Source organism: Caballeronia sp. BR00000012568055 (genome assembly GCF_029439455.1).
In the GTDB taxonomy this organism is placed as follows: Bacteria; Pseudomonadota; Gammaproteobacteria; order Burkholderiales; family Burkholderiaceae; genus Caballeronia.
On the sequence record NZ_JAQFVG010000347.1, the window covers coordinates 19,571 to 42,873 of the forward strand.

The window sequence follows — 23,303 nt, forward strand, 5'->3', positions numbered from 1 at the left end:
GCCCATCGCGGGCACGTCAAAAATTTCCGCTGACCGGTCCGGCTATTCGTCTCGAAATCATCTTTTTAGAGAGCCGGTTTGCCGATCAGGGGCCATGCATTAATCAAAGCGATTCAGGTCGCTCAGGCGCGGCGCGCTCTGGGCTCCTCGGAGTCATCGTCGTCGAATTCGATGCCGTTCGACGGTGCCGCGTCGGAATCATCCTCATGCGCCGCGCTCTCTTCGCGGGCTGCGGCCGAATCCAATTCGCGGATCGTGCGTTCTTCTTCTGGCGTCTGCGCGCCGGGTTCGGACTGGGTTTCAGCATCGGCTTGCGCACGATCCGTTCCGAGTCCTGCCTGCGGTTCCGGCTCGACCTGCACTGTTTCGGCGATATCGACCGCGTCGGACATGTCGGCAGCGTGCCCTTCTTCGGCGTTGACCGGCGCTGCGTCGGCTTGTTCCCCCGCCGTCGCCACGCCTTCCGGAAAATCGATCGAATGCTGCGCGAACAGCGATGCTTCGAGTTGCGCGGACGGATTATCGAGAGCAGGCAATTCATCGAGCGCGGTCAGGCCGAGATCGTCGAGAAACTGCTTGGTCGTGGCATAGAGCGCCGGCCGGCCAGGCACATCGCGATGGCCGATGACTTCTATCCAGCTCCGGTCTTCCAACTGCTTCACGACCTGCGTGTTGACCGTCACGCCACGGATTTCTTCGATATCGCCCCGCGTAACCGGTTGCCGATAAGCAATGATTGCAAGTGTCTCGAGCACAGCGCGCGAATATTTCGGCGGCTTTTCCGGATGCAGCCGATCGAGATAAGCCCGCATTGCAGGCTTGCTCTGAAAGCGCCATCCCGACGCCAGTGCGACCAGTTCGACGCCACGGCCCGACCAGTCCGCCTTCAGGCTCTCCAGCAAGTTGCGCACCGTGTCCGCCGAAATGTCATCGGTGAACAGCTTGCGCAAATCACTCAGCCGCAGCGGTTCCTGCGCGCATATCAGAGCAGTCTCGAGGACGATTTTCGCCTCTTGGGTTTTCATGCAGCTTGGGTCAACCCTATATGGTCAATGATCCAATTCAAATCGAGTCTGAGCAGATGACTGCGCAAGCTTGAGCGCAGTTGAAGCGCTGCGGACGATAAAGCTGGACGCGGAGTTTCAAGACGCGCTCGCCCGATTTCTGATCGGTCATATTGATTGGGAGCACGCACCGGGGAGAGGCGACATTGGGCGGTCGGTGAGCGAACCGCCGGGCCATCCAGCCGGACGAAGTGGCGCTTTCCAGGACGAAAGCGCGTGACTGAGCGCCATATTACGCAAAAAGAACCGGGGCGTAAAGGTGATTCAAATAGGACGCTCAGACTCACTTTGCCGCGAGGAATGCGCGCAGCCGTTCGACGCCGACATCCAGGCGTGCGGGATCGCAGGCGTAGCACCATCGGACGAAGCCTTCGCCTTCGGCGCCGAACGCGCTGCCCGGCGCGAGACCGAGATGCGCCTCGCGGACCAGTTGCTTGCAAAGATCGAGGCTGCGCGCCGAACCTGGCAGCGAGAAGAACAGATACATCGCGCCGTCCGGGGCACGCACGTCAACGCCATCGATGGTCTGCAAGGCGCTGACCAGATGATCCCGGCTGGCGCGAAGATCGTGCACGAGCGATTGCGTGAATTTCTCGCCCTCTTCGACTGCAACGATGCCCGCCTGCTGCACGAACGACGGCGCGCACGACGTGTTGTACTCGACCAGCTTGCCGAGGTCGTCCATCAGGCGCGTGGGCGCGGTGAGCCAGCCGAGCCGCCAGCCGGTCATGAGCCACGCCTTCGAGAACGAATTGACCGCGATCACGCGTTCGTCGCGCGTGGCCAGATCGAGGAACGACGGCGCGACGCTGCCGTGGTCGCCGTAGTACAGGCGTTCGTAGACTTCGTCCGCAATGATCCAGATGCCGTGCTTGCGGCAGTGTTCCAGAACGGTGCGCTGTTGATCGCGCGTCATCGTCCAGCCGGTCGGGTTGTTCGGCGAGTTGATCATCAGCATGCGCGTGTCGGGCGTGAGCGCGGCGAGCAGCCGATCCAGATCGAGCGTCCAGCCTTGCTCGCCGTAGGTCAGCGAGACGGTTTCGACGCTCGCGCCGAGGATCTTCGGAATCTCGACCAGATTCGGCCACAGCGGCGTGACGGCGACCACGCGATCGCCCGCACCGGCCACGAGTTGGGCGGCGAGCATCAGCGCGTTCACGCCCGCGCTCGTCACTGCAATGTGATCCGCCGATGTCTCGCCGTGCAGCGCGCTGACGTATCGCGCGAGCGCACTGCGCAGCGGCGCGATGCCGAGGTTGTGCGTGTAGAAGGTTGCGCCGTCGGCGAGCGCGCGGCTGGCGGCATCGCGGATAAAGGCAGGCGTCACGCGATCCGACTCGCCAAACCAGAACGGCAGCACGTCCGGCACGCCGAAGCCGGCGTTCGCCACCTCGCGAATCTGCGACGGCCGCAGCGCCCGCACCGCGTCGCGCGCGTTCGGCGCGCCGATCGCACTGTTTCCGTGCGCACCCGTGAGTTCGCCCAATTCCGCGCGCACCGCGCCTTCCGATTCACTCATTGCCCGCCCCGTCGATGAAAAGCGCAGTCTAACGCGCCCGCTATTATTTCGAGATAACGCCTCAGCCCAGTTCTTCCGCCCGCGCCGGCAACGACGCGATCAGCGACCACACCGATTCCGCCGCCGGTGACAGCGACCGGTCGCGCCGCCGCACCAGTTCGACCGTGCGTTCCGCGCGCGGCTCCAGCGGCCGCGCCACCAGCGATGAATCCGCCGGCAACGGCAACGCGAGCCACGGCAGCACGCTCACGCCGACGCCCGCCTCCACCAGCCCGAACACCGTCGCCGGATGGCCGAGTTCCTGCACGACGTTGGCCTCGACGCCGTGCTCTTGCATCACGGCATCGATGATCGGGCGGCTGCCGGACGCGTGATCGAGCATCACCAGCGGCTGGCCCGCCAGCGATGCCCACGCCACGGCTTTCCCGCGTGCGAGCGAATGATCGCCGCGTGCGACGAGGCAGAAGGAATCGGTCATGACGGTTTCGCCGTGCAGATCGTCGGATGAGAACGGGCCGACCACCACGCCGAAATCGACTTCGCCCGATTTCACCTTGCGCAGAACGTCGGATTGCACGTCGTCGCGCAGGCTGAGGGTGACGAGCGGAAACTGTTCGAGCGCGGCGGCGATCACGCGCGGCATCAACCGGCAGGCGATCGTCGGACTGGCGGCGACGATCACGCGGCCGCGCTTCTGCTGGCCCAGATCGCGAACCTCGCGCAGGGCTTCATCGAGATCGGCAAGCAGCCGCGACACGGTGCCGACCAGGTTGATGCCGACATCGGTTAACTGAACCTCACGCGTGGTGCGATCGATCAGCTTCAATCCGATCTCGCCTTCCAGCTCGCGCACGCAGCGGCTCACCGCCGATTGCGTCAGGCCAATTTCATCTCCGGCGCGGCTGAAGCTGCGCAGCCTCGACACTTCGATAAACACCCGCAACTGCCGTAACGTCACATTCAGCGGCGCACTCATTCGAATCACTCATCAATCAATCTGTTTCATGCGCAATTATACGACCTGAATAATGCGAACCACGTCACGAACGAGCGTTTCGATGCAGTGCAGCAAATCCGCGTAACGCACGCTAGCTGGGCCTATTGCACTTGATTGGTGATTGTCCCGATTTCTTAATCAGTCCATTTCGGGTCTCATACGGGCCATGCTGGCATCGCGTCAGCCTACTGCCACGGGACTTTCCCGGGTTTTGCAAGTCTCATGGCACGGTTCTCGCATTTCATTGCGCACAGAGGTCGGGGTCACGCGGTTATTTCGAAAAATCGTTCGCCGCTATCCGCTCCGACCTTTCCTGGTATTCGTTCTTCGAATTCCGACCAGAGTGCGCGGCGCGGGGCAGCGCACCGGGGTTAGCTTCGCTGAGGTGAGATATGGTGCTGTTCGACGATTTGAGAGATAACGAGTGGGCGCTGGTTGAGGCGCTGTTCTGTTCCGAGCCTGCTCGCAGCGAGCGGCGCGGTCGTCCGCGTGTCGAAGCGCGGTCGGTAGTCAACGCCGTGCTCTGGGTGCTCTCGACCGGTGAAGGCTGGTCGAAGCTGCCGGGCCGCTATCCTTCGCCGCCCACGTGCCGCCGTCGTTTCGACGAGTGGCAGGCCGACGGCACGCTGGCCGAGATCGTGAAGCGGTTGTCCAGCAACGGCCGTGAGGTTTCGTTGCGCGGCCGTATCGGTTCGAGCGCGGCCAAGCCGCCTGCTCCGCCGAGCCGCGACCGTCTGCGTGGCGCGTTCTGGACCAATCCGGAATCGTGGCGCGCGCCGGCGAAGATGGCATAAACGTTCAGCGCTCCGCCTGAGCCTAGTTGCCGGACATTCCGGCTGCCGGGTTCGGTTGCTGCACACATCGCGCGCAGGCTTTGTCCTGCGCTCTCTGCTTCCCCTCTGAAATCGTCCGACTCGCGTCGTCCGCGGCGCGAGCGTCTTCTCACCTTCACGGTGCGGACGTCGCGACGAAACAACTCTTTACCAATGCTTACAGCGCCATTTGGCTGATGCGCTTAGCTTGGTAAGTGATCGAACAGGCTCCACGAGGGCTTGAGGACACTTACCATGAAGGCATTGATACTGCTCGCTTCCGGCGCACTTAGCGCATTGGTCGGCGTGGCGGCATCCGCACAGGCACAGCCGCCGCCCGCATCCGATTTGTACGTCAGCACCAAAACCGCGATGGGTTCACCGCGTGATGCCGTTCGCACGCGCGAAGTGACGCCGCCTACGCCGCGCGGCGATTTGCGTGGCGATATCGCCAGCAACGCGCGCGCACGACCCGATTCCGAACGGGAAGACCGTTCGCGTCAGCATTGAGAGTGTGAATCGCCGGAACCACTTGGGCGGACGTGAGTCACACCCATTGCCATGAGCACAGCGTGGCAGCAATAAGATCCGGTCTGCCCGTGTCTCCGCGACACGGGCTTTTTTTTGGAAGTCGGATCGTCCGATGACCGTCCGATAAGTGGCACGAATCCACCGACGACAACGCACCCTCGACCCGTCTGTCGACCGTTTACTTCCGACGATTCCCCCGCAACCGGTGCGTTGCACGCCGCCGGTTCAGGCGTCGTTAAACCCTTGCTTCCAGCGCCACTTCTTGGCCGCCGAAGGTATAGCGTTCGGCACGCCTTAAATCCCAGTCGATGGAACGTTCATCGCGTGAAAGACGCGTGAACTCGTTTTTGCCGCGCTCCGTCACCACCGCGATATCGACCGGTGCATGAAAACCGGGCGCGGGAGCGACAGTTCGTTGACGCGTAAGCTCGAGCAGGCCGAGCGCGCGCAAAAGATCGAAAACATTGGGACGTTTCGCCCAGGGAACCTGACGATACTGCGCTCGGCGAAGTGCTTCGAGTACCGCTTCGTTAGAATACGTGGTCATCTCGTTCTTTCTTCCTGTGCAGCCATGACGACGCGCGTGACGGTCGCAAGACGGTTCGCGACGTCGACTAAACGCGGCGCGCCGAATTTCGCGCTGACAAACTGCTGACTTCCTGCAGTGCGAATGTTTGGCCGCCGCTTGCGTTAGGTGCTGCTTTTTATTACAAGCCCCCGTGTGAGCGCGCTGATCACGCGCTTTCCTGCGACACCCGCCGATGCGTTCCCGTGTACGCGATGACGGAACGTTTCTCTCTCAAACCAATACGTTACCCCAATCAAATTGGTTCTCATCACCTTATTGCTGCTTTTTTTTGCATTATTTGCGCTTTGGCGACGCCGGCGCGTGCAAATCGCCATCGTGATCGTGCTGCTCGCATGGGCGTTCGGTTCGGGATTGCTGACCCAACGCTTGCTCGATGTCGCACAAGACGGCTATCTCACTGTTTCCGAGCCGCATTTCACGCCTGACACCACGCTCGTGCTACTTGGCGGCGGCACCGATCGTGAAGATTCGGGACTCGTACCGAAACAGGATTCGATGGCGCGCATCGCCGCTACGGCGCGTCTTTACGGTCAATGCAAGCAAACCGGCGCGACCTGCAAGGTGATCGTGAGCGGCGGCGATCCACAACGTCACGGTCAGGCCGAAGCGGATAACTATGCGCCGTATCTCATCGCACAGGGCGTCGCTCCGGGCGATCTGACGCGCGAAAACCGCAGTCTCAATACGTACCAGAACGCGCGAAACGTAGCCGCAATAGTCGGGCATTCACATGACAACGGTTTGATCGTCGTCACATCTGCATATCATATGCGCCGCGCGCTGGATGCCTTCGCAGCCTTTGGATATTCCCCGCAGTACTACGTTTCCGATGTACGGCAGAGTACGCTAACGGTGTTTCCACGTTTCAGAAGCTTTGAAAACGGCGAGCTCGCTGCGCATGAGCTGATTGGTGTTGCGCGCTTTCACGTGTGGCGCTGGCTGCATTGGTATTGAGTTCGATCAATGAATCGCCCTGCGGGGCGCGCAAAAATCATTCAGGAGTAGCAAGCAAATCCGGACATCGATATGATTGCGTTCCGGCCGCGGCAGTGCGCACGACACACCGCTGACCGATTCTCGGCTTATGATCGGGGTGTCTGGGTTTAAGGTGCGGTTTGCTTCGGCTTATCGCGCCAACGTTTGCGGTATCGCGCCGGGAGCGTTTTTTGCTCAGACATGAGCGTTTTTCCGACCGGATCGGACAGACGATTCCCGGGTTCAACTGCTATTAGGAGGTAACAATGAAGAAAGTGTCCCTGGCTGTTCTGTTGTCGCTTGGCGCGATCGCAACGAGCGCTTTTGCGCAGAGCGATCAAGGCGTGCGGATGAGCACCGATCCCGCCGTCGCCGCCGACGTCGAGTCGCGCGCGCAGAACCTGCAATCGCAGCAGGAAAGCATGCAGAACATGCAGTCCCAGGCGCCGGCGCACAAGTCGATGCACCATCACAAGGGCAAGAAGGCTGCGCCTGCGCAGTAAGTTCGCCTAGTCACGCATCGCGTGTCGCGCGATGCGTGACCCAATCGCCGCTTTCTATTCGCGTCAATCCCTGAACTGCGGCCACGCTAACGGGATAAATCAGACAATCGATATGCCTCCGCCCGTCAAGCAAGTCCACCTCGACATGCAGACGATGCGAGCGGAACAGGCCTTCCACGCCCGGATAGACATCCTCGATTTCATCGAGCACCGGCACCAAAGCATCGTCGATGCGATACACATCGCCTAGAATCCGCGCGCCCGCTTCGTCCAGCACCAGGCCGGGATAATTGCCGAAATCGAATAGCAAGCCGTTCACATATGCCGCGCCGATACGCTCAGGCGAAGCGATGCCGTGCCGTTCGGCCGCGCAGTTGATATCGTTGATTTCGCCCGCTCGCAGCGTGCCGTAGACAAAGACGTGTTGCATCTGAAAAGGCGCTCCTCATGTGCGTGCGTGATCTGCGCATTATGCGGTGCCGAAAAGCGTGTTGCGAAGCGCTCGGTTACCATCGGCGGATGCAAAGCGAGGATCGCATGGCAACGCAGGCTGAAACGAGCGTATCGAACGAAACAGCGAACGACAGAGTCGAGCATCTGGATATTCCCGTCGAGCATTCACCGACGCTGGAGCATCCCATTCGCGTGCGGTCGCGTCCGATGCCGTATGGCGTGCGTATCGCGCTGCATACGCATCCGTGGGCGCAGATGGCATACACGTCGCGCGGCGTGCTGCGCGTCGCCACGGCAGATTCCACGTGGATGGTGCCGCCCTCCCGCGCGATCTGGGTGCCGCCGAATGTGACGCACGAGGTCGTGATCGTCGAGGACGCGTATCTGCGCACGCTTTATGTCGATGCGAGCGTGGTGCCTGCCGGTCTCGATGCGTGTCGCGTGGTGGAAGTGTCGCCGTTGCTGCGCGAAGTGATCGCCGCCCTCGATGATGCCGCCATTACACGCACGCGCGAACGGCTGCTCGGCACGCTCGCGCTGGACGAAATCATCCGCTCGCAGCCCTTGCCGCTTTCCGTGCCGATGCCCAATGAAAAGCGCCTGCGCGCGCTCTGCGATGCCGTGCTCGCCGATCCGTCGAATTCGGATCTCGAACGATGGTCCTCCGAAGCGGGCGCAAGCACGCGGACCATCGCGCGATTGTTTCGACGTGAATTGGGCGTGAGCTTTTCGCAATGGCGACAGCAAGCGGTGCTAGCGCGCGCGATTCCGCTGCTGAGTCAAGGCAGACCGCTTGCACAGGTCGCGCGCGAGTTGGGCTATCAAAGCCAAAGCGCCTTTTCCGCGATGTTCCGCCGTGCCTTCGGCGAAAGTCCGCGCGCCTTCTTCGCCCGCGACGGGCACGATGAAGACGCGGAACAGCATATTGATTGATCAGACGCGGCGAACCATGTGGCGGATCGCGCCGAGCTGCGCGAGACGCGGGCCCGCTGGTTTGTAGCCGAGCCGGACATACAAGCGCGCCGCGGGGTTATCGACGAATACGCGCAACTGACACTCGGCCAGCCCACGCGCCCGCGCCCAGCGATGCGCCGTGTTGAGCAGAAACGTCCCCGCCCCGCGTCCGCGATATCCCTGCGCGATCTGCACATCGCGGATATGCAGCGAGTTGTCTTCTTCGGTCACGCGCATCACGCCGATGGGCACGCCATCGGCCTGAAGGATGAAGTTTTCGGATTCGCGCCAGCTCGAGAGGAACAGATCGCCGCGCCACACGAGGTTATGTCGCCGGTAGTAGCCGCCCATATTGCCGTGCGTGAGTGCTTCGGCGAAGGCGAAGTCGGCCATGGTCGCCTGGCGGAGTTGGTAGAGGGAGAGGTCTTCGGTCGGGTCGAGCATCGCACGCATGCAGGGCATGGAGAACAGTGCTCAACACTAAGTCAGCGCGGGCGCGCTGGCAATGGACAATACTACCGTCTGACGATTCGACACCACGTTGCGCATATACCAGACGAAAGCCAGGCAAAAAAAAATCCAGCCCGAAGGCTGGACTTCTTTGCGTCAAGCGACGCTTATACCACTTTTAGCTGGCGGAGCGGACGGGGCTCGAACCCGCGACCCCCGGCGTGACAGGCCGGTATTCTAACCAACTGAACTACCGCTCCACTTTCTTTCATCGATCCGCCGTGTCACCGACGAATTGTGCAGCGCTTTAAACTAGCAGCCGCCGATATTCTGGCGTCCCCTAGGGGATTCGAACCCCTGTACTCACCGTGAAAGGGTGATGTCCTAGGCCTCTAGACGAAGGGGACAGAAACTTCTCAAAACCTTTGCAACCGATCTGCGGCGAAAAAAAACCGGCTCTCATTAGCCGGAGTGTTCCTGCTCGCGATGTTCGCAAATACGTTGGCGGAGCGGACGGGGCTCGAACCCGCGACCCCCGGCGTGACAGGCCGGTATTCTAACCAACTGAACTACCGCTCCACTTACTTTCATCGATTCGCCGTGTCACCGGCGAATTGTGCAGCGCTTTAAACTAGCAGCCGCCGATATTCTGGCGTCCCCTAGGGGATTCGAACCCCTGTACTCACCGTGAAAGGGTGATGTCCTAGGCCTCTAGACGAAGGGGACAGAAACTTGTGATTCTGTCTTTACTTCCGCTTCACTGACTAACTTAGTTGATTCAAATCAGCGAAGACCAAGATTCTAAACAACTTCGTGTATCTTGTGAAGTATTTTTTGCGATTTCGAATCAACTACAACCGATTCAGAATACAACTCGCAACCACTTCACTGTTCTTGGTGGAGGTAAGCGGGATCGAACCGCTGACCTCTTGCATGCCATGCAAGCGCTCTCCCAGCTGAGCTATACCCCCTTGCAGAACAGAAACGAGATTATATAAGTCGTTTTCGAAGCTGTAAATACCTTTTAGTGCGTGACGCGAAATTTTTTGCCTCGCTTCACGCATTCACGCGCAATGTTCTCAACTTGCGGCTTTGGCCAGACGCGCAATTACCGTTTCCCGGCCAAACAGCTTCAGAACCATGTCGATGGACGGCGTGTGCGTGGTCCCGGCGACCAGCAAACGCACGGGCATCGCGAGTTGCGGCATCTTGAGTTTGTGCGCGCCGAGCGTGGCCTTGAGCGCCGCCGCGATGGCTTCCTTGCTCCATTCGACATCGGCGAGTGCGGTGCGCAAATCAGCGATGGCGGGCTTCACGGCCTCGGTGACGTGCTGGGCGAAGGCATCGGCGTCGATGGCGGGTTCACGGTAGAACATCGCGGCGTTATCGGCGATTTCCTTGACTGTCGAGGCGCGGTCCTTCAGCAACCCGATCACCTCGTCGAGCGGCGCGCCATTGGCGACTGCGGCTGAGTCGATACCGAGTTCCAGCAGGAACGGCCTGGTCAGTTCGGCGAGGCGCGCGTTATCGGCTTCCTTGATGTAGTGCGCGTTCAGCCAGTTCAGCTTGTCGTGGTCGTATTGCGCGGGCGACTTGCCCAGATGCTCCAGATCGAACCATTCGACGAACTGATCGCGCGAGAAAATTTCCGCATCGCCATGCGACCAGCCGAGGCGCGCGAGATAGTTCACCACCGCTTCCGGCAGATACCCGTTATCGCGATACCCCGTCACGCTCATCGCGCCGTGGCGCTTGCTCATCTTCTCGCCCTGCTCGTTCAGCACGGTCGGCAAATGCGCGTAGACGGGCACGTCGCCACCAAGCGCGCGCAGGATATTGATCTGGCGCGGCGTGTTGTTGACGTGATCGTCGCCGCGAATCACGTGGGTGATCTTCATGTCGAGATCGTCGACGACCACGCAGAAGTTATACGTCGGCGTGCCGTCGGGACGCGCGATCACCAGATCGTCCAGTTCTTCGTTGGAGATTTCGATACGCCCTTTCACCGCGTCGTCCCACGCGACCGCGCCCGTCAGCGGATTGCGGAAGCGCACCACCGGCTTCACGCCTTCGGGAACCGGCGGCAGCGTTTTGCCCGGTTCCGGACGCCACGTGCCGTCATAGCGCGGCTTCTCGCCCGCTTCGCGCTGACGTTCGCGCAACGCGTCGAGTTCGTCGGTTGACATGTAGCAGTGGTACGCGAGGCCCTTCTCCATCATCTGCGCCAGCACTTCGCGATAGCGGTCCATGCGCTGCATCTGATAGAACGGGCCTTCATCGAAATTCAGGCCGAGCCACGACATGCCTTCGAGGATCGCATCGACCGATGCATCGCTCGAGCGCTCGAGGTCGGTGTCTTCGATCCGCAGCACGAACACGCCCTTCATCTTGCGCGCGAACGCCCACGGATACAGCGCAGAGCGGATATTGCCGAGATGGATGAAGCCGGTCGGGCTCGGGGCGAAGCGTGTGCGGACTTGGGTGCTCATTGATGTGTACTCGATGATGGGCGCGGGCATGTGACTACAAAAGCCGAAAGAAGCGCGCCGAAGCGGATGAAGTCGTGATGCCGGTTCGCGGCGGTTTATCGTCTTACGCGAGCCGTTTTCAAGCGGCGTAAACGTGCCCGCGCGCTTGCTCAAAATGAGTCGGAATTATACTCGCCGCCCGCTTTCTGTCGGGCCATGCGCCTTTGCTTTATGATGTGCGCGCCTTTTACGACATGCCCCGAAGCACCCGCGCGGCCATCGCGCGAAGACCGGCGGCCACGCTGGAGTACACCTTGACGTCATCCTCGCCTCGCCTTTCCCGCCGCGCGTTTTCGCTCGCGGCGGCATCGTCCGTTCTTGCTGCTTGCACGACGACGTCAACGTCAACCGGCGGCGGCACCGCAGCAGTTACGCCGCCGATTAAAACCGATCCTCAAAAGCCGGTGCGCATCGGGCTGGCGCTGGGTGGCGGCGCGGCGCGCGGCTTCGCGCATATCGGCGTGATCAAGGCGCTCGAAGCGCGCAACGTGCAGGTCGATCTGGTCGCGGGCACGAGCGCGGGATCGGTGATCGCGGCGCTGTATGCATCGGGGATGAACGGCATCGCCATCAACAAGCTGGCGCTGACGATGGACGAAGCCTCGATCAGCGACTGGGCCATGCCGTTTCGCGCACGCGGCATTCTGCAAGGCGTCGCGCTGCAGAACTATCTGAACAAGACGCTCGATAATCGGCCGATCGAGAAGATGGCGCGCCCGCTTGGCATCGTCGCGACGGATCTGAAGAACGGCCAGCCGATTCTGTTTCAGCGCGGCAATACGGGCGTCGCGGTGCGGGCGTCCTGCAGCGTGCCGTCGATTTTCGAGCCGGTGAAAATCGGCGATCGTGAGTATGTGGATGGCGGGCTCGTCAGCCCGGTGCCGGCCGCGTTCGCGCGCAAGATGGGCGCGGAATTCGTGATCGCGGTCGATATCTCGTCGCGCCCGGAAAACGCGCTCACCTCCAGTTCGTTCGATGTGCTGATGCAGACTTTCACGATCATGGGTCAGACCATCAAGGCCTACGAACTCGACAAATATGCCGATGCCGTCATTCGCCCGAATCTCGCCGCAATGAGCAGCAGCGATTTCAGCCAGCGCAATGCATCGATTCTTGCGGGCGAGGAAGCGGTCGCGAAGATGTGGCCGGCGTTGCAGCGGCAGTTGTCGGATCGCGGTGTGCGCGTCTAAATGTCAAAAAGGCCACGTTGTTACACGTGGCCTTCTTGTTTTAACGCAGCGATTTCACCGTGTCCGGCGTGACATCGGCGGGTTGGCCGCCATAGGTCGCGCGCAGATAGTTGACGAGTTGCGCCAGTTGCTCGTCGCTGTACGTGCCGGCGAACGCGGGCATCGCCTGCATGCTTTCGACACCGGCGAACGGCTGCGCGTCGATGCCATCCAGGACGGACACGATCAGATTGCGCGGATCGCTTTGGCGCAGCGTGGAGTTGCCATCCATCGCCACGGCGACGTGCGGCTTGCCTTGCCCGTCGATACCATGACAGCCCGCACACGAATCGAGATACAGGTGACGTCCCGCCGCATCGTCCAGCTTCACGGGCGATACCGGCGCGGGCGCGTGAGGCGTATCACCGAGCAGATACGTGGCAAGCGCGCGCAGATCGTCCGTATTCAGATGCTGCGTGCTCAGGAACACGACCGGATGCATCTCACTGAATGCGGAACCCTGCTTTGCGATACCGGTTGCAAAAAACGCCTGCAAATCCGCGCCCGTCCAGCCACGCGCCGCCAGCGCATCCGGCGTGATATCCGGCGCGGCGACACGGCCAAGCGCCCCGCCTTGCAGCGCCTTCGACGCATCCAGTTGCCCGAACGCGCCACGCGGCGTATGACATTCCGCGCAATGACCGAGCGCGTTGGCGAGATAACGCCCGCGCGTCCAGTCCGCCGTTTGCCCCGCCGATGCATCCGGCAGCGCATCCTTCAGGAACAGCATGTCCCAGAAGCGCACCGCGAATCGCACGTTGTACGGAAACTTCAGATCCGGTTCGACGTTCGGCAGCGAGGCCGGTTTCTGCGCCATCAGATACGCGTAGATCGCATCGCTATCTTCACGCGACATCTGCCGATACGACGTATAAGGCATCGCCGGATACAGCTTGCCCTTGGGCGCTTTACCGTCGTGCAACGCGGTGTAAAACTCGTCCGCACTCCATTTGCCGATGCCGTACTTCGGATCAGGCGTGATGTTCGTGCCATAGAAGGTGCCGAATTGCGATTCGAGCTTCACGCCGCCCGCGAACGGCGCGCCGCCCGTCGATGTATGGCACGCGGCGCAATCGGCGGCCTTCGCGAGATAACGGCCGCGCGCAATCTGCTCGGGCGAACTTTTCGCGCTCGCGGCGTTGTCCGCGTTCTGACCGCATGCGGACAGCGCGAGCACCAGGGGAAACAGCAGAGCGATCAACTTCATGCTGCGTCCTTCACGAGTCCGGGCGTGGAAAGCACGAGATCCTTCACGGCCTCGTAGTAGCGCACGTAGCCCGTGCAGCGGCAGATATGATCGTTGAGCGCATCCATGATGGTCGATTCGATCTTGTCCTTCGCCACCGGCTCGCGCTTCAGACGTTCGAGCAGCACCATCGTCGCGTTGACGAAACCGGGCGTGCAGTAGCCGCACTGGAAACTGAAATGCTCCAGAAACTTTTGCTGCACAGAAGACATCTCGACGACCTCGCCCTGCTCGTTGCGCTTCGCGTGCGCCTCGACCGTGCGCACGGATTTGCCATCGAAAAAATGCGCGCCGTTGATGCACGAGCGCACTTCCTCGCTCGTGCCGTCGGCGCGATCGACGATCACGACGCACGCGTGACAAATGCCCTGCCCGCAGCCAAGCCGCGAGCCGGTGAGGTTCAGATATTCGTGCAGAAAATCGATCATCGACAGACCGGCGGGCACGTCCACCGGGCCGACTTTATTGCCGTTGATCGTCATGGAAAGCGAGCGCGTTTCGATGCTCGCAGCGGTTTGCGTCGCCGTCATGCGAGCACCTCCTGAATGTTTTGCGGCGTCACCGGCAAAGCGGTGAAGCGATGGCCGATCGCATGCGCGATCGCGTTGACGATGGCTCCGACCACCGGAATCATCACCACTTCGGCGATGCCCTTCGGCGGATCGGTTTCGGTGAGCGGCGGCAACACTTCGCCGGTCTGCTTCCACACCGCCACGTCCGATGCGAGCGGCAAGTGATAGCGATTGAAGTTCCACGTGCCGTTGCCGGGACCGTCTTTGTAGAGCGGCAAATACTCGTGCAGCGCGTGACCGATGCCCATTGCCAGACCGCCCTGCAACTGGCCGGACACGAGTTGAGGCGAAAGCTGATTGCCGCACTCCATGATCGAGTGATGCGAGAGCAGATCGACCTTGCCGCTGGACTCGCTGATCGCCAGTTCGACCAGCGTGCCGACCGCGCTGTAATACGTGACCGTCGCGTTATTGCGCTGCGTCGGCGGAATAAAGACTTTCTTGCGATTCAGCGCCGTATAAGCCTTGTCGCCGAGCTTCACGGACAAGCCATCGATCGGGAACTGTTCGACCTTGCCGCCGATATCGAACTGCGCTTCGCTCCATTGCCAGCGATTGAACGTGTGCACGGTCGCGCCCGTCACAAGCCCAAGTTCGTGCGCTTTCTGCATAAGCAGATCGAGCGCGAGCGGTTCCATGCCATCGGCGGACAGCTTGCCGTCGATCCAGCGCGCATCCTCGATCCGCACCACGAACGACGCCGCCTGACCGCCGCCAATGCCTTGCGACCAGATCGCCATCGCTGCGGGCCAGAGGCCGTGACGGAACACCACGCGCGCCGCCTCCTGCGTCGCGTGCGTGAAGTAGTACGCGGAGTTCGTCGCGCTCGCCGGCGACATATAGCCGGGTGACCAGCGCGGATTCGCGCTGAGCTTGTCCTGCTCGGCCTGCGACATGATGTACGGATTGCCGCTCGTCACGATGGGCAAGTCGGACCAGTCGGTGATCGCCATATGCACTTCGGCGGCGGGCTTGCCGGGCCATTTCGCCACCGCAAGCGCCTGCGAAGTCGAACTGCCCGTGCCGATTTCCGCACCCGAATGCGACAGCGCGATCTTGCCGTCCTTGCCGAATTCGACCTTGGCGAACGCGCTTTCCGCGCCAGTGCCGAAGTCCTTCTGCGTACACGCGAAACCAATGCCGTAACGCATGCCCGGATGCGCCGCTTCGTACTCGGCCTTGCGCTTCGCGCGCTCCGTCCACAGCGGATGCGTCTGCGCTTTCTTCAGCACGTCTTCGGCACGCACCGCGCCGGCCGGAATCGCGCCTTGCGTATTCTTCATGCCGGTGCGCATCACGTTCTTCAGGCGCAGTTCGATCGGATCGATGCCGAGTTGTTCGGCGATATCGTCGATCATCATTTCGGTGGCGGCCATGCTTTGCAGCGTGCCGTAACCGCGCGCCGAGCCTGCATCGACCGCCGGCGATGCAATCGCCACCGCGGTCAGATCGCTCTGCGGGATGTAATAGATCGATTGCGCCGCGGTCGCGCCGACCATCGCCACGGACGGCGAAAAGTTGGCGCGCCCGCCGCCGTTCGCGGAGAAATCACCCTTGAAGGCCTGAATCAGGCCGCTTTTCTTGTCGATCGCCATGCGATAGCGCATATCGAAAGCATGGCGCTTCAGCGATGTCTGGAACTGCTCGAAGCGGTCGTTGGCGAGACGCACCGGACGGCCGTCGCCGTAAAGCGCGGCGACGAGGCCATAGAACGGCATGTTGTAGTGGTCCTTCGAACCGTAGCCGACCGTGTAGCACGGATGCAGGAACAGATTCTTCACCGCGAAGCCCGACTTCTTCGTCATCTCGATCGTGCTTTCGATGACTTCGCTCGGCCCTTGGGTCGGGATCACCATATGCAGCGATTGCGTCGCGGCGTCGTACCAGCAGTTCGCGTTGTCGGGTTCGAGCGCGGCGGTATCGACGGATTGCGTCTTGTATTCGCGATTCACCACCAGCCAGCCGTCCGCCGGATGATCGAGCGCATCGCCGATGGCCTTCGCGTGGAACATGCCCTGCTCGTCCAGCTTGCCGTGCTCGCTGGAATCGGCCCAGACCGGTTCGCGCTTCTTCATCATGTGCGGGAACAGCGGCGCGTTCTTCATGCTGGAGAAGGTGTCGTCGTCGAACGGCGTCTTGCCGCCGACGCGCACGAAGCGCCACGCCGCCCAAGGATCGCGTTCGAGCGGGCCGGTCTGCGCGCCGTACTTGATGACGCCATCGCGGAATTGCAGCTTGTCCTTTGCGAAGCGGAAGCGCGCGAAGTCGTGATAGATGAGGATTGCGACCGCCTGGCCGTGATACGCGGGCGTTTTGCCCGTCGGCAGCAGCATGTCGTCGCCGTAGAACGCAGGGAATGCGAGCTTGTCACGCGCGAGATCGTCAGCCGTGACGATACGATCCGGCGCGAGGCCGGCGGCATCGAGTACGGACAGGTCGAAGCCTGCGTAGGTGCGATCCGCGAGCGTGGTGCGCAGAATCATCGCGTGCGATTGCGTCTGCGGCCAGTGCGGCATGTCGGCGGCGCGGATATCGCGCGCAAAGACTTTCGCGCCGGTCACCTTCGCGATTCCGTCGATGCGGAATTTCGCGTCGCCGTTCGCCGCGTTCCACTGCACCGGCGTAAGAATCTTCTCTTCGAACAACGCAGCGAACGCACGGCTGCCGAGCGGCGCGACGAAAACCGACACGCCTGCGAGTGCGCCCGCTTTCAGAAACCCACGACGCGTAAGGCCGAGTTTCCCCATGTACTTCTCCTTCAAATGAACGCCAAAGACCGGTCACGCACCGTGCAATCCGGTCGATGCGAGAAGGTAAAAATTGTTGGCAATACGAAGCGATGGCGCGTGATCAGCGCATCGTCAGAGCGGGATCGAGCACGTGCGGCATTAGTTGCCGCCGAGCAGCGGACGCGATTTTAAGTCGCAGGGGAAAGGTCGAACAATGTGCGCAACGTCAAGTTCTGTCAAAGATGCAGAACGCGCGCGCAAGAAAAAGCGGCGGCTTCCGAAGAAAGCCGCCGCTTTTTTTACAAACCGGACGAATCAATAATCCGCGTCTTCGATCCAGGCCGCCTGAATGGCTTCGAGAATCTTTTCGTTGGAGCTTTGGGGATCGTCGTCGAACCCGTCGAGTTCGGTGATCCAGCGATGCAGGTCAGTGAAACGCACATATTGGGGATCGATATCCTGATGCGCGTCGGTCAAGGCCATCGCGATCTCCTGAGTATCTGTCCACTTCATGGGCGAGCCTCCTGTCAGTGATTTTCTTTGGCGTGGTTAATGGTGTAGCGCGGGATCTCGACCACCAGATCCTCGTCGGCCGGCACCATTGCCTGACATGATAACCGCGATGTCGGTTCCAGCCCCCACGCTTTGTCGAGCAGATCGTCTTCGAGTTCCTCGGACGGTTCGAGCGCGTTGAAGCCTTCCCGGATGATGACGTGGCAAGTCGTGCACGCGCACGATTTTTCACACGCGTGCTCGATTTCGATGCCGTGATCCAGCAGGTTATCGCAGATGCTTTTGCCAAGATCGGCATCGATCACCGCGCCGTCCGGACACAGTTCCACGTGAGGCAGTACGACGATTTGAGGCATGTTATTCCGTAAATGCTTGATTGTTTGTCGTTTGCTGACTTGGGCGATGCCCGTGCTCAGACTTCGTCGAGTCGGCGGCCAGCCAATGCGCGGCGAATGCTCTTGTTCATGCGGCGCGCGGCGAATTCGTCGGTGCCGGCGGCAAGCGCTTTGGTCGCGTCTTCGATCTGCTCGACCGAATCTGTTTTCGCCAGCGCCGCGAGTTCCGCCGTCTGCTTTTCGATTTCGGCGCGTTCGGCGTCATCGAGCAATTCGCCATCGGCTTCGAGCGCGGCGTGCGTCGCTTCGATCATGCGATCGGCTTCGACCTGCGCTTCACGCAAGGCGCGGGCGCGCATATCGATATCCGCAGTCTTGAAGCTTTCTTCGAGCATGCGTGCAACTTCATCGTCGGCCAGGCCGTAGGACGGCTTCACCACCACCGATGCTTCCACGCCCGACATCTGCTCGCGTGCGAACACCGAGAGCAAGCCGTCCGCATCGACCTGGTAGGTGACGCGGATACGCGCCGCGCCTGCGGCCATCGGCGGGATGCCGCGCAGTTCGAAGCGCGCCAGCGAGCGGCAATCGGCGACCAGTTCGCGTTCACCTTGAACGACGTGGATCGCCATTGCGGTCTGGCCGTCCTTGAACGTGGTGAAGTCTTGTGCGCGTGCGGTCGGAATCGTCGAATTGCGCGGGATGATCTTTTCGGTCAGGCCGCCCATCGTTTCGACGCCGAGCGACAGCGGAATCACGTCGAGCAACAGCCAGTCGTCGCCTTCTCCGCGACGGTTTCCCGCGAGCAAATCTGCCTGAATCGCTGCGCCGAGCGCGACGACCTGATCCGGATCGAGATTGACGAGCGGCGGCTGGCCGAAGAACGTTTCCACGGCGCGGCGAATCACCGGCATGCGCGTCGCGCCGCCGACCAGCACCACGCCCTTGATTTGCTGCGGCGTGACTTTGGCGTCGCGCAGGGCTTTTTTGGTCGGCGTCAGCGTGCGGTTCACCAGCGCTTCCGTCAGCGCGGCAAATTGCGATTCGGTCACGCCGACGTCGATTTTGCGGCCGTCCGATAGCGTGGCCTGCACACGGGTTTCATCGGCGGAAGAGAGCGTTTCCTTCGCGACGCGTACGAGATCGAGCAGTAAACGCACGTCTTCCGGCGTGTCCGCCGACACGCCCGCCTCCGTCAGCACATAGCGATACAGCGCGTGATCGAAATCATCGCCGCCGAGCGCGGAATCGCCGCCTGCGGCCAGCACTTCGAACACGCCTTTGGTGAGCTTGAGAATCGACAGATCGAAGGTGCCGCCACCGAGATCGTAGACCGCGTAAAGACCTTCCGCGCCGTTGTCGAGACCGTAGGCAATGGCTGCCGCCGTCGGCTCGTTCAGCAGGCGCAGCACGTTCAGACCGGCGAGTTTGGCCGCGTCCTTGGTCGCTTGCCGCTGGGCTTCATCGAAATAAGCCGGAACGGTGATGACCGCTCCGACGAGGTCCTCGCTCAGCGTGTCTTCCGCGCGATACCGCAGCGTGGCGAGAATCTCCGCCGACACTTCCACCGGACTCTTCACGCCGTCGATGGTCCGAATCTGCACCATGCCGGGCGCATCGATAAAGTCGTAGGGCGCGTTTTCCGCGCCTTCCACTTCGGCCTTGCCACGACCCATGAAGCGCTTGACCGAGACGATCGTATTGCGCGGATCGGTCACCGCCTCTTCCTTCGCGATCCGGCCGATACGCCGCCCGCCCTTCTCCAGATAGCGCACCACCGACGGCAGCAACACATGGCCGTCTTCATCGGGCAGCGCTTCGGGCACGCTGTTGCGCACGGCCGCCACGAGCGAATTCGTGGTGCCGAGATCGATACCGACCGCCACGCGCCGTTGATGCGGCGCGGGCGCCATGCCGGGTTCTGAAATTTGCAGTAAAGCCATCGTTCGATATAGGGGGTGTTGGGCGGCTTCTCGTTAGCTTTCGAGCCGCTCGATTTGCGCGCCGATTTCCGTCGCGACGCGTTCGATGAACATCAACTGGCGCACGGCTTCGCTGGCAGGCTGATTCGATTGACTGTCGATCAGCGCTTCGAGCTTGGTGAAGCGCACACGTTCTTCATCGCGCAGTTCGTCAAGCAAGGCCTCCAGCGCGCCGATATTCTTCGCCGCCGCCGCATCTTCGATATTCTCGCGCCATTCCATTTGCTGCATCAGGAAAGCCGGTTCCATCGCGGTATTGTTCTCCGCGCCGACGTCGATGCCGCGAAGCGACAGCATATAGCGCGCGCGTTTCAGCGGATCGCGCAGCGTCTGATACGCCTCGTTGGCGCGCGTGGCCCACTGCATCGCGAGGCGGCGCTGAGCGTCTCCGGCAGCAGCGAAGCGGTCGGGATGCACTTGCGCCTGCACGGTGCGATAGGCGTCATCGAGCTTGTGCTGATCGACGGCAAAAACCGGCAGCAGATCGAAGAGTTCGAAGTGAGAGTCAGTGAGCGAAGCCATATGAATCAAATCAATTAGCGCGAATGAAAAAGGCGGCACGCGCCGCCTCTTCTGCCGATACCGCCGGCGTTACGCGCATTACACGCGGAACGACTCGCCGCAGCCGCACTCGTCCTTCGCGTTCGGATTGTTGAACTTGAAGCCTTCGTTCAGGCCTTCGCGTGCGAAGTCCAGTTCCGTGCCGTCGAGATAAGGCAGGCTCTTCGGATCGATCACGATCTTCACGCCCGACGTTTCGAACACGGTGTCTTCCGGCGCGAGTTCATCGACATATTCGAGTTTGTACGCCAGACCCGAGCAACCGGTCGTGCGCACGCCCAAACGCAGGCCCACGCCCTTGCCGCGCCGCGTCAGATACTTCTGCACGTGTTGTGCTGCCTTATCCGTCAACGTGATTGCCATAGTCTTTCGCTTCTCTTCTGCGGGGCACCGCATTCGACGCCCATCGTCTTCGTCTTGTTACGCCGCTGCCTGCTTGGATTCGGTCGCCGCCACTTCCGGCGCTGCTGCGCCATGGCGCTGCTTGTAGTCGGCGACCGCTGCCTTGATCGCGTCTTCCGCGAGAATCGAGCAGTGGATCTTCACTGGCGGCAGCGCGAGTTCTTCGGCAATCTGCGTGTTCTTGATGCTCATTGCTTCGTCGAGCGTCTTGCCCTTCACCCATTCGGTGACCAGTGAACTCGATGCAATCGCCGAGCCGCAGCCGTACGTCTTGAACTTCGCATCTTCGATGACGCCGTCCGCGCCCACGCGAATCTGCAGCTTCATCACGTCGCCGCAGGCCGGCGCGCCGACCATGCCGGTGCCGACGGTGTCATCGTCCTTGGCGAACGAGCCGACGTTGCGCGGATTTTCGTAATGGTCCAGAACCTTGTCGCTATAAGCCATGATTCAAACTCTCCTTTATTCGATGTCGCGCGGCGCGCGCTTGATGCTAGTGCGCTTGGTGCGCTCAGTGCGCAGCCCACTGGATGGACGAAATGTCGATGCCGTCCTTGTGCATTTCCCACAGCGGCGACAAATCGCGCAGCTTCGCGATCTTGCTCTTCAGCAGATTGATCACGTAATCCACATCCTGTTCAGTAGTGAAACGGCCGACCGTGAAGCGGATCGAGCTATGCGCGAGTTCATCGTTACGGCCGAGCGCGCGCAGCACGTACGACGGTTCCAGCGAAGCCGACGTGCACGCCGAACCCGATGACACCGCCACATCCTTTACCGCCATGATCAGCGATTCGCCTTCGACGAAATTGAAGCTGATATTGAGGTTGTGCGGCACACGCTTTTCCATGTCGCCGTTCACATACGTCTCTTCCATATCCTGCAGGCCCTTGAGCAGACGATCGCGCAACATGCGAATGCGCTCGTTCTCCGTCGCCATTTCTTCACGCGCGATACGGAACGCCTCGCCCATCCCGACGATCTGGTGCGTCGCCAGCGTGCCCGAACGCATACCGCGCTCGTGACCGCCGCCGTGCATCTGCGCTTCGATCCGCACACGCGGCTTGCGACGCACGTAAAGCGCGCCGATACCCTTCGGGCCGTACGTCTTGTGCGCCGAGAACGACATCAGATCGACCTTCAGCTTTTGCAGATCGATTTGGATCTTGCCGGTGGCCTGCGCGGCATCGACGTGGAAAATGATGCCCTTCGCGCGCGTGATCTCACCGATTGCCTCGATGTCCTGAATCACGCCGATTTCGTTGTTCACGCTCATCACGGAAACGAGGATCGTGTCGGGACGGATCGCGGCCTGGAACTTGTCGAGGTCGATCAGACCGTCGTCCTTCACATCCAGATACGTGACTTCGTAGCCTTCGCGCTCCAGCTCACGCGTGGTGTCGAGCACGGCCTTGTGCTCGGTCTTCACCGTGATGATGTGCTTGCCCTTGCTCTTGTAGAAATGCGCCGCGCCCTTGATGGCGAGGTTGTCTGATTCCGTCGCACCCGAGGTCCAGATGATTTCGCGCGGATCGCAATTCACCAGCGCCGCGACGTTCTCGCGCGCTTCTTCGACCGCACGCTCTGCATCCCAGCCATATTGATGGCTGCGCGAGGCCGGATTGCCGAACTGCTCGCGAAGATACGGGATCATCTTGTCCACCACGCGCGGATCGATTGGCGTCGTCGCGCTGTAGTCCATGTAAATGGGCAGGTGGGGGATATCGTTATTCATCAGTCGCTCCGGGAAAATCGGTCAAAGCTCTTGGCTGGCGTCGTCCTTCCGCGCGTCTGGCTCGTGCCCCGCGCGGCGGCGCACATTATCCGGCCAGGTTGAAAATGGAATTCGGACCCTTCGGCACCACGCGCGCAGTTTCGACGCCAGCCGATTCGGTGCGCCGGTCGCGCAGCACGGAAGACGAACCTTCGCGCGCGCGTTGCTGATCAACCAGATCTTTCAGCGAGACGGAATCGAGATACTCGACCATCTTCTGATTGAGCGTGGCCCACAGCTCGTGCGTCATGCAATGACCATCGTGCTGCTTGGTGCCTTCGCACGTGCCTTTACCGCCGCACTGCGTGGCGTCGATCGGCTCATCGACCGCGATGATGATGTCCGCGACCGTGACGTTCTCCGCACGGCGCGCGAGGTTGTAACCGCCGCCCGGCCCGCGAACCGATTCGACGATCTCATGACGCCGCAGCTTGCCGAAGAGCTGTTCGAGATAGGACAAAGAGATGCGCTGGCGCTGGCTGATGCCTGCCAGCGTCACCGGGCCCTGCTCCTGGCGCAGCGCCAGGTCAATCATCGCCGTGACGGCGAAACGGCCTTTCGTGGTGAGTCTCATAATTGGGGGCT

Annotated in this window: 24 protein-coding genes and 5 tRNA genes; 6 read left to right on the forward strand and 23 right to left on the reverse strand. The window is 61.3% G+C overall.

Annotated elements, in window-relative coordinates; genetic code table 11:
- Window positions 1–122: 122 nt before the first annotated feature.
- From scpB to P7F28_RS30360, 3 genes are all read right to left on the reverse strand, one after another.
- Window positions 123–1,025: an SMC-Scp complex subunit ScpB gene (gene scpB / locus P7F28_RS30350; RefSeq protein ID WP_277188810.1), complete on the reverse strand. Its 903-nt coding sequence runs from the start codon at window positions 1,023–1,025 to the stop codon at window positions 123–125.
- A 322-nt stretch (window positions 1,026–1,347) separates the two neighbouring features.
- Entirely contained in the window at window positions 1,348–2,583 is a 1,236-nt protein-coding gene (locus tag P7F28_RS30355) for a pyridoxal phosphate-dependent aminotransferase (RefSeq protein ID WP_277188813.1), read from the reverse strand.
- 61 nt (window positions 2,584–2,644) lie between these two features.
- Window positions 2,645–3,547 (reverse strand): LysR family transcriptional regulator, encoded by a 903-nt coding sequence (locus P7F28_RS30360; protein ID WP_277188876.1) that lies wholly within the window; start codon window positions 3,545–3,547, stop codon window positions 2,645–2,647.
- A 425-nt stretch (window positions 3,548–3,972) separates the two neighbouring features.
- Between P7F28_RS30360 and P7F28_RS30365 the strand changes: the two genes are divergently transcribed.
- Window positions 3,973–4,374, forward strand: coding sequence for a transposase (locus P7F28_RS30365; RefSeq protein ID WP_050454634.1), 402 nt, complete (start codon window positions 3,973–3,975; stop codon window positions 4,372–4,374).
- Between the two features lie 273 nt (window positions 4,375–4,647).
- Window positions 4,648–4,902 (forward strand): hypothetical protein, encoded by a 255-nt coding sequence (locus P7F28_RS30370; protein WP_277188817.1) that lies wholly within the window; start codon window positions 4,648–4,650, stop codon window positions 4,900–4,902.
- A gap of 256 nt (window positions 4,903–5,158) precedes the next feature.
- Here P7F28_RS30370 and P7F28_RS30375 read toward each other — a convergent pair whose 3' ends face one another.
- Window positions 5,159–5,470 (reverse strand): hypothetical protein, encoded by a 312-nt coding sequence (locus P7F28_RS30375; RefSeq protein ID WP_277188819.1) that lies wholly within the window; start codon window positions 5,468–5,470, stop codon window positions 5,159–5,161.
- Window positions 5,471–5,812: 342 nt separating this feature from the next.
- Here P7F28_RS30375 and P7F28_RS30380 point away from each other — a divergent pair, with 342 nt between their 5' ends.
- Together P7F28_RS30380 and P7F28_RS30385 are read left to right on the forward strand one after the other, a co-directional pair.
- Window positions 5,813–6,466 carry a YdcF family protein gene (locus tag P7F28_RS30380; RefSeq protein ID WP_277188820.1) on the forward strand — a complete coding sequence of 218 codons (654 nt, stop codon included), beginning with the start codon at window positions 5,813–5,815 and terminating at the stop codon, window positions 6,464–6,466.
- A gap of 287 nt (window positions 6,467–6,753) precedes the next feature.
- Entirely contained in the window at window positions 6,754–6,990 is a 237-nt protein-coding gene (locus tag P7F28_RS30385; RefSeq protein ID WP_277188822.1) for a hypothetical protein, read from the forward strand.
- A gap of 10 nt (window positions 6,991–7,000) precedes the next feature.
- Here P7F28_RS30385 and P7F28_RS30390 read toward each other — a convergent pair whose 3' ends face one another.
- Window positions 7,001–7,420 carry a gamma-glutamylcyclotransferase gene (locus P7F28_RS30390; RefSeq protein WP_277188823.1) on the reverse strand — a complete coding sequence of 140 codons (420 nt, stop codon included), beginning with the start codon at window positions 7,418–7,420 and terminating at the stop codon, window positions 7,001–7,003.
- Between the two features lie 107 nt (window positions 7,421–7,527).
- Between P7F28_RS30390 and P7F28_RS30395 the strand changes: the two genes are divergently transcribed.
- Complete coding sequence (locus tag P7F28_RS30395; protein ID WP_277188825.1) at window positions 7,528–8,376, forward strand: helix-turn-helix domain-containing protein; 849 nt, start codon at window positions 7,528–7,530, stop codon at window positions 8,374–8,376.
- Here the strand turns inward: P7F28_RS30395 and P7F28_RS30400 are convergent, their stop codons facing one another.
- The 7 genes from P7F28_RS30400 to gltX all read right to left on the reverse strand — a co-directional run bounded on the left by P7F28_RS30400 (window position 8,377) and on the right by gltX (window position 11,336).
- A complete protein-coding gene (locus tag P7F28_RS30400) occupies window positions 8,377–8,841 on the reverse strand; it encodes a GNAT family N-acetyltransferase (protein ID WP_306806080.1) in 465 nt (154 codons plus the stop codon).
- A 189-nt stretch (window positions 8,842–9,030) separates the two neighbouring features.
- A tRNA-Asp gene (locus P7F28_RS30405) sits at window positions 9,031–9,107 on the reverse strand.
- Between the two features lie 71 nt (window positions 9,108–9,178).
- Window positions 9,179–9,254, reverse strand: a tRNA-Glu gene (locus tag P7F28_RS30410).
- Window positions 9,255–9,349: 95 nt separating this feature from the next.
- Window positions 9,350–9,426 (reverse strand) — tRNA-Asp (locus P7F28_RS30415).
- 71 nt (window positions 9,427–9,497) lie between these two features.
- Window positions 9,498–9,573: transfer RNA gene (locus P7F28_RS30420), tRNA-Glu, on the reverse strand.
- A gap of 169 nt (window positions 9,574–9,742) precedes the next feature.
- Window positions 9,743–9,818: transfer RNA gene (locus P7F28_RS30425), tRNA-Ala, on the reverse strand.
- 108 nt (window positions 9,819–9,926) lie between these two features.
- Window positions 9,927–11,336 (reverse strand): glutamate--tRNA ligase, encoded by a 1,410-nt coding sequence (gene gltX, locus P7F28_RS30430; protein WP_277188829.1) that lies wholly within the window; start codon window positions 11,334–11,336, stop codon window positions 9,927–9,929.
- Window positions 11,337–11,569: 233 nt separating this feature from the next.
- Between gltX and P7F28_RS30435 the strand changes: the two genes are divergently transcribed.
- Window positions 11,570–12,565, forward strand: coding sequence for a patatin-like phospholipase family protein (locus tag P7F28_RS30435; protein WP_370467440.1), 996 nt, complete (start codon window positions 11,570–11,572; stop codon window positions 12,563–12,565).
- A 40-nt stretch (window positions 12,566–12,605) separates the two neighbouring features.
- On the opposite strand, the gene P7F28_RS30440 is transcribed toward P7F28_RS30435, so the two are convergent.
- From P7F28_RS30440 to iscR, 11 genes are all read right to left on the reverse strand, one after another.
- Entirely contained in the window at window positions 12,606–13,811 is a 1,206-nt protein-coding gene (locus P7F28_RS30440; RefSeq protein ID WP_277188830.1) for a cytochrome c, read from the reverse strand.
- The gene (locus P7F28_RS30445) at window positions 13,808–14,380 is read right to left on the reverse strand and encodes a (2Fe-2S)-binding protein (protein ID WP_277188832.1); all 573 of its coding nucleotides are present in this window, start codon (window positions 14,378–14,380) and stop codon (window positions 13,808–13,810) included. The genes P7F28_RS30440 and P7F28_RS30445 overlap by 4 nt, the downstream gene beginning before the upstream one ends.
- Window positions 14,377–17,169 carry a molybdopterin cofactor-binding domain-containing protein gene (locus tag P7F28_RS30450; RefSeq protein WP_277188834.1) on the reverse strand — a complete coding sequence of 931 codons (2,793 nt, stop codon included), beginning with the start codon at window positions 17,167–17,169 and terminating at the stop codon, window positions 14,377–14,379. The genes P7F28_RS30445 and P7F28_RS30450 overlap by 4 nt, the downstream gene beginning before the upstream one ends.
- 297 nt (window positions 17,170–17,466) lie before the next feature.
- The gene (gene iscX / locus P7F28_RS30455) at window positions 17,467–17,664 is read right to left on the reverse strand and encodes a Fe-S cluster assembly protein IscX (protein ID WP_277188836.1); all 198 of its coding nucleotides are present in this window, start codon (window positions 17,662–17,664) and stop codon (window positions 17,467–17,469) included.
- 14 nt (window positions 17,665–17,678) lie between these two features.
- Window positions 17,679–18,020: an ISC system 2Fe-2S type ferredoxin gene (fdx, locus tag P7F28_RS30460; protein ID WP_277188838.1), complete on the reverse strand. Its 342-nt coding sequence runs from the start codon at window positions 18,018–18,020 to the stop codon at window positions 17,679–17,681.
- Window positions 18,021–18,076: 56 nt separating this feature from the next.
- Window positions 18,077–19,942, reverse strand: coding sequence for a Fe-S protein assembly chaperone HscA (gene hscA, locus P7F28_RS30465; RefSeq protein ID WP_277188840.1), 1,866 nt, complete (start codon window positions 19,940–19,942; stop codon window positions 18,077–18,079).
- A 33-nt stretch (window positions 19,943–19,975) separates the two neighbouring features.
- Window positions 19,976–20,503 carry a Fe-S protein assembly co-chaperone HscB gene (hscB, locus tag P7F28_RS30470; RefSeq protein ID WP_277188842.1) on the reverse strand — a complete coding sequence of 176 codons (528 nt, stop codon included), beginning with the start codon at window positions 20,501–20,503 and terminating at the stop codon, window positions 19,976–19,978.
- Window positions 20,504–20,581: 78 nt separating this feature from the next.
- Window positions 20,582–20,905 carry an iron-sulfur cluster assembly protein IscA gene (gene iscA / locus P7F28_RS30475; RefSeq protein ID WP_050453841.1) on the reverse strand — a complete coding sequence of 108 codons (324 nt, stop codon included), beginning with the start codon at window positions 20,903–20,905 and terminating at the stop codon, window positions 20,582–20,584.
- Between the two features lie 57 nt (window positions 20,906–20,962).
- The gene (gene iscU, locus P7F28_RS30480; protein ID WP_277188844.1) at window positions 20,963–21,391 is read right to left on the reverse strand and encodes a Fe-S cluster assembly scaffold IscU; all 429 of its coding nucleotides are present in this window, start codon (window positions 21,389–21,391) and stop codon (window positions 20,963–20,965) included.
- Between the two features lie 64 nt (window positions 21,392–21,455).
- Window positions 21,456–22,679, reverse strand: coding sequence for an IscS subfamily cysteine desulfurase (locus P7F28_RS30485; protein ID WP_277188846.1), 1,224 nt, complete (start codon window positions 22,677–22,679; stop codon window positions 21,456–21,458).
- An 85-nt stretch (window positions 22,680–22,764) separates the two neighbouring features.
- A complete protein-coding gene (gene iscR / locus P7F28_RS30490; RefSeq protein WP_277188848.1) occupies window positions 22,765–23,292 on the reverse strand; it encodes a Fe-S cluster assembly transcriptional regulator IscR in 528 nt (175 codons plus the stop codon).
- Between the last annotated feature and the right edge of the window lie 11 nt (window positions 23,293–23,303).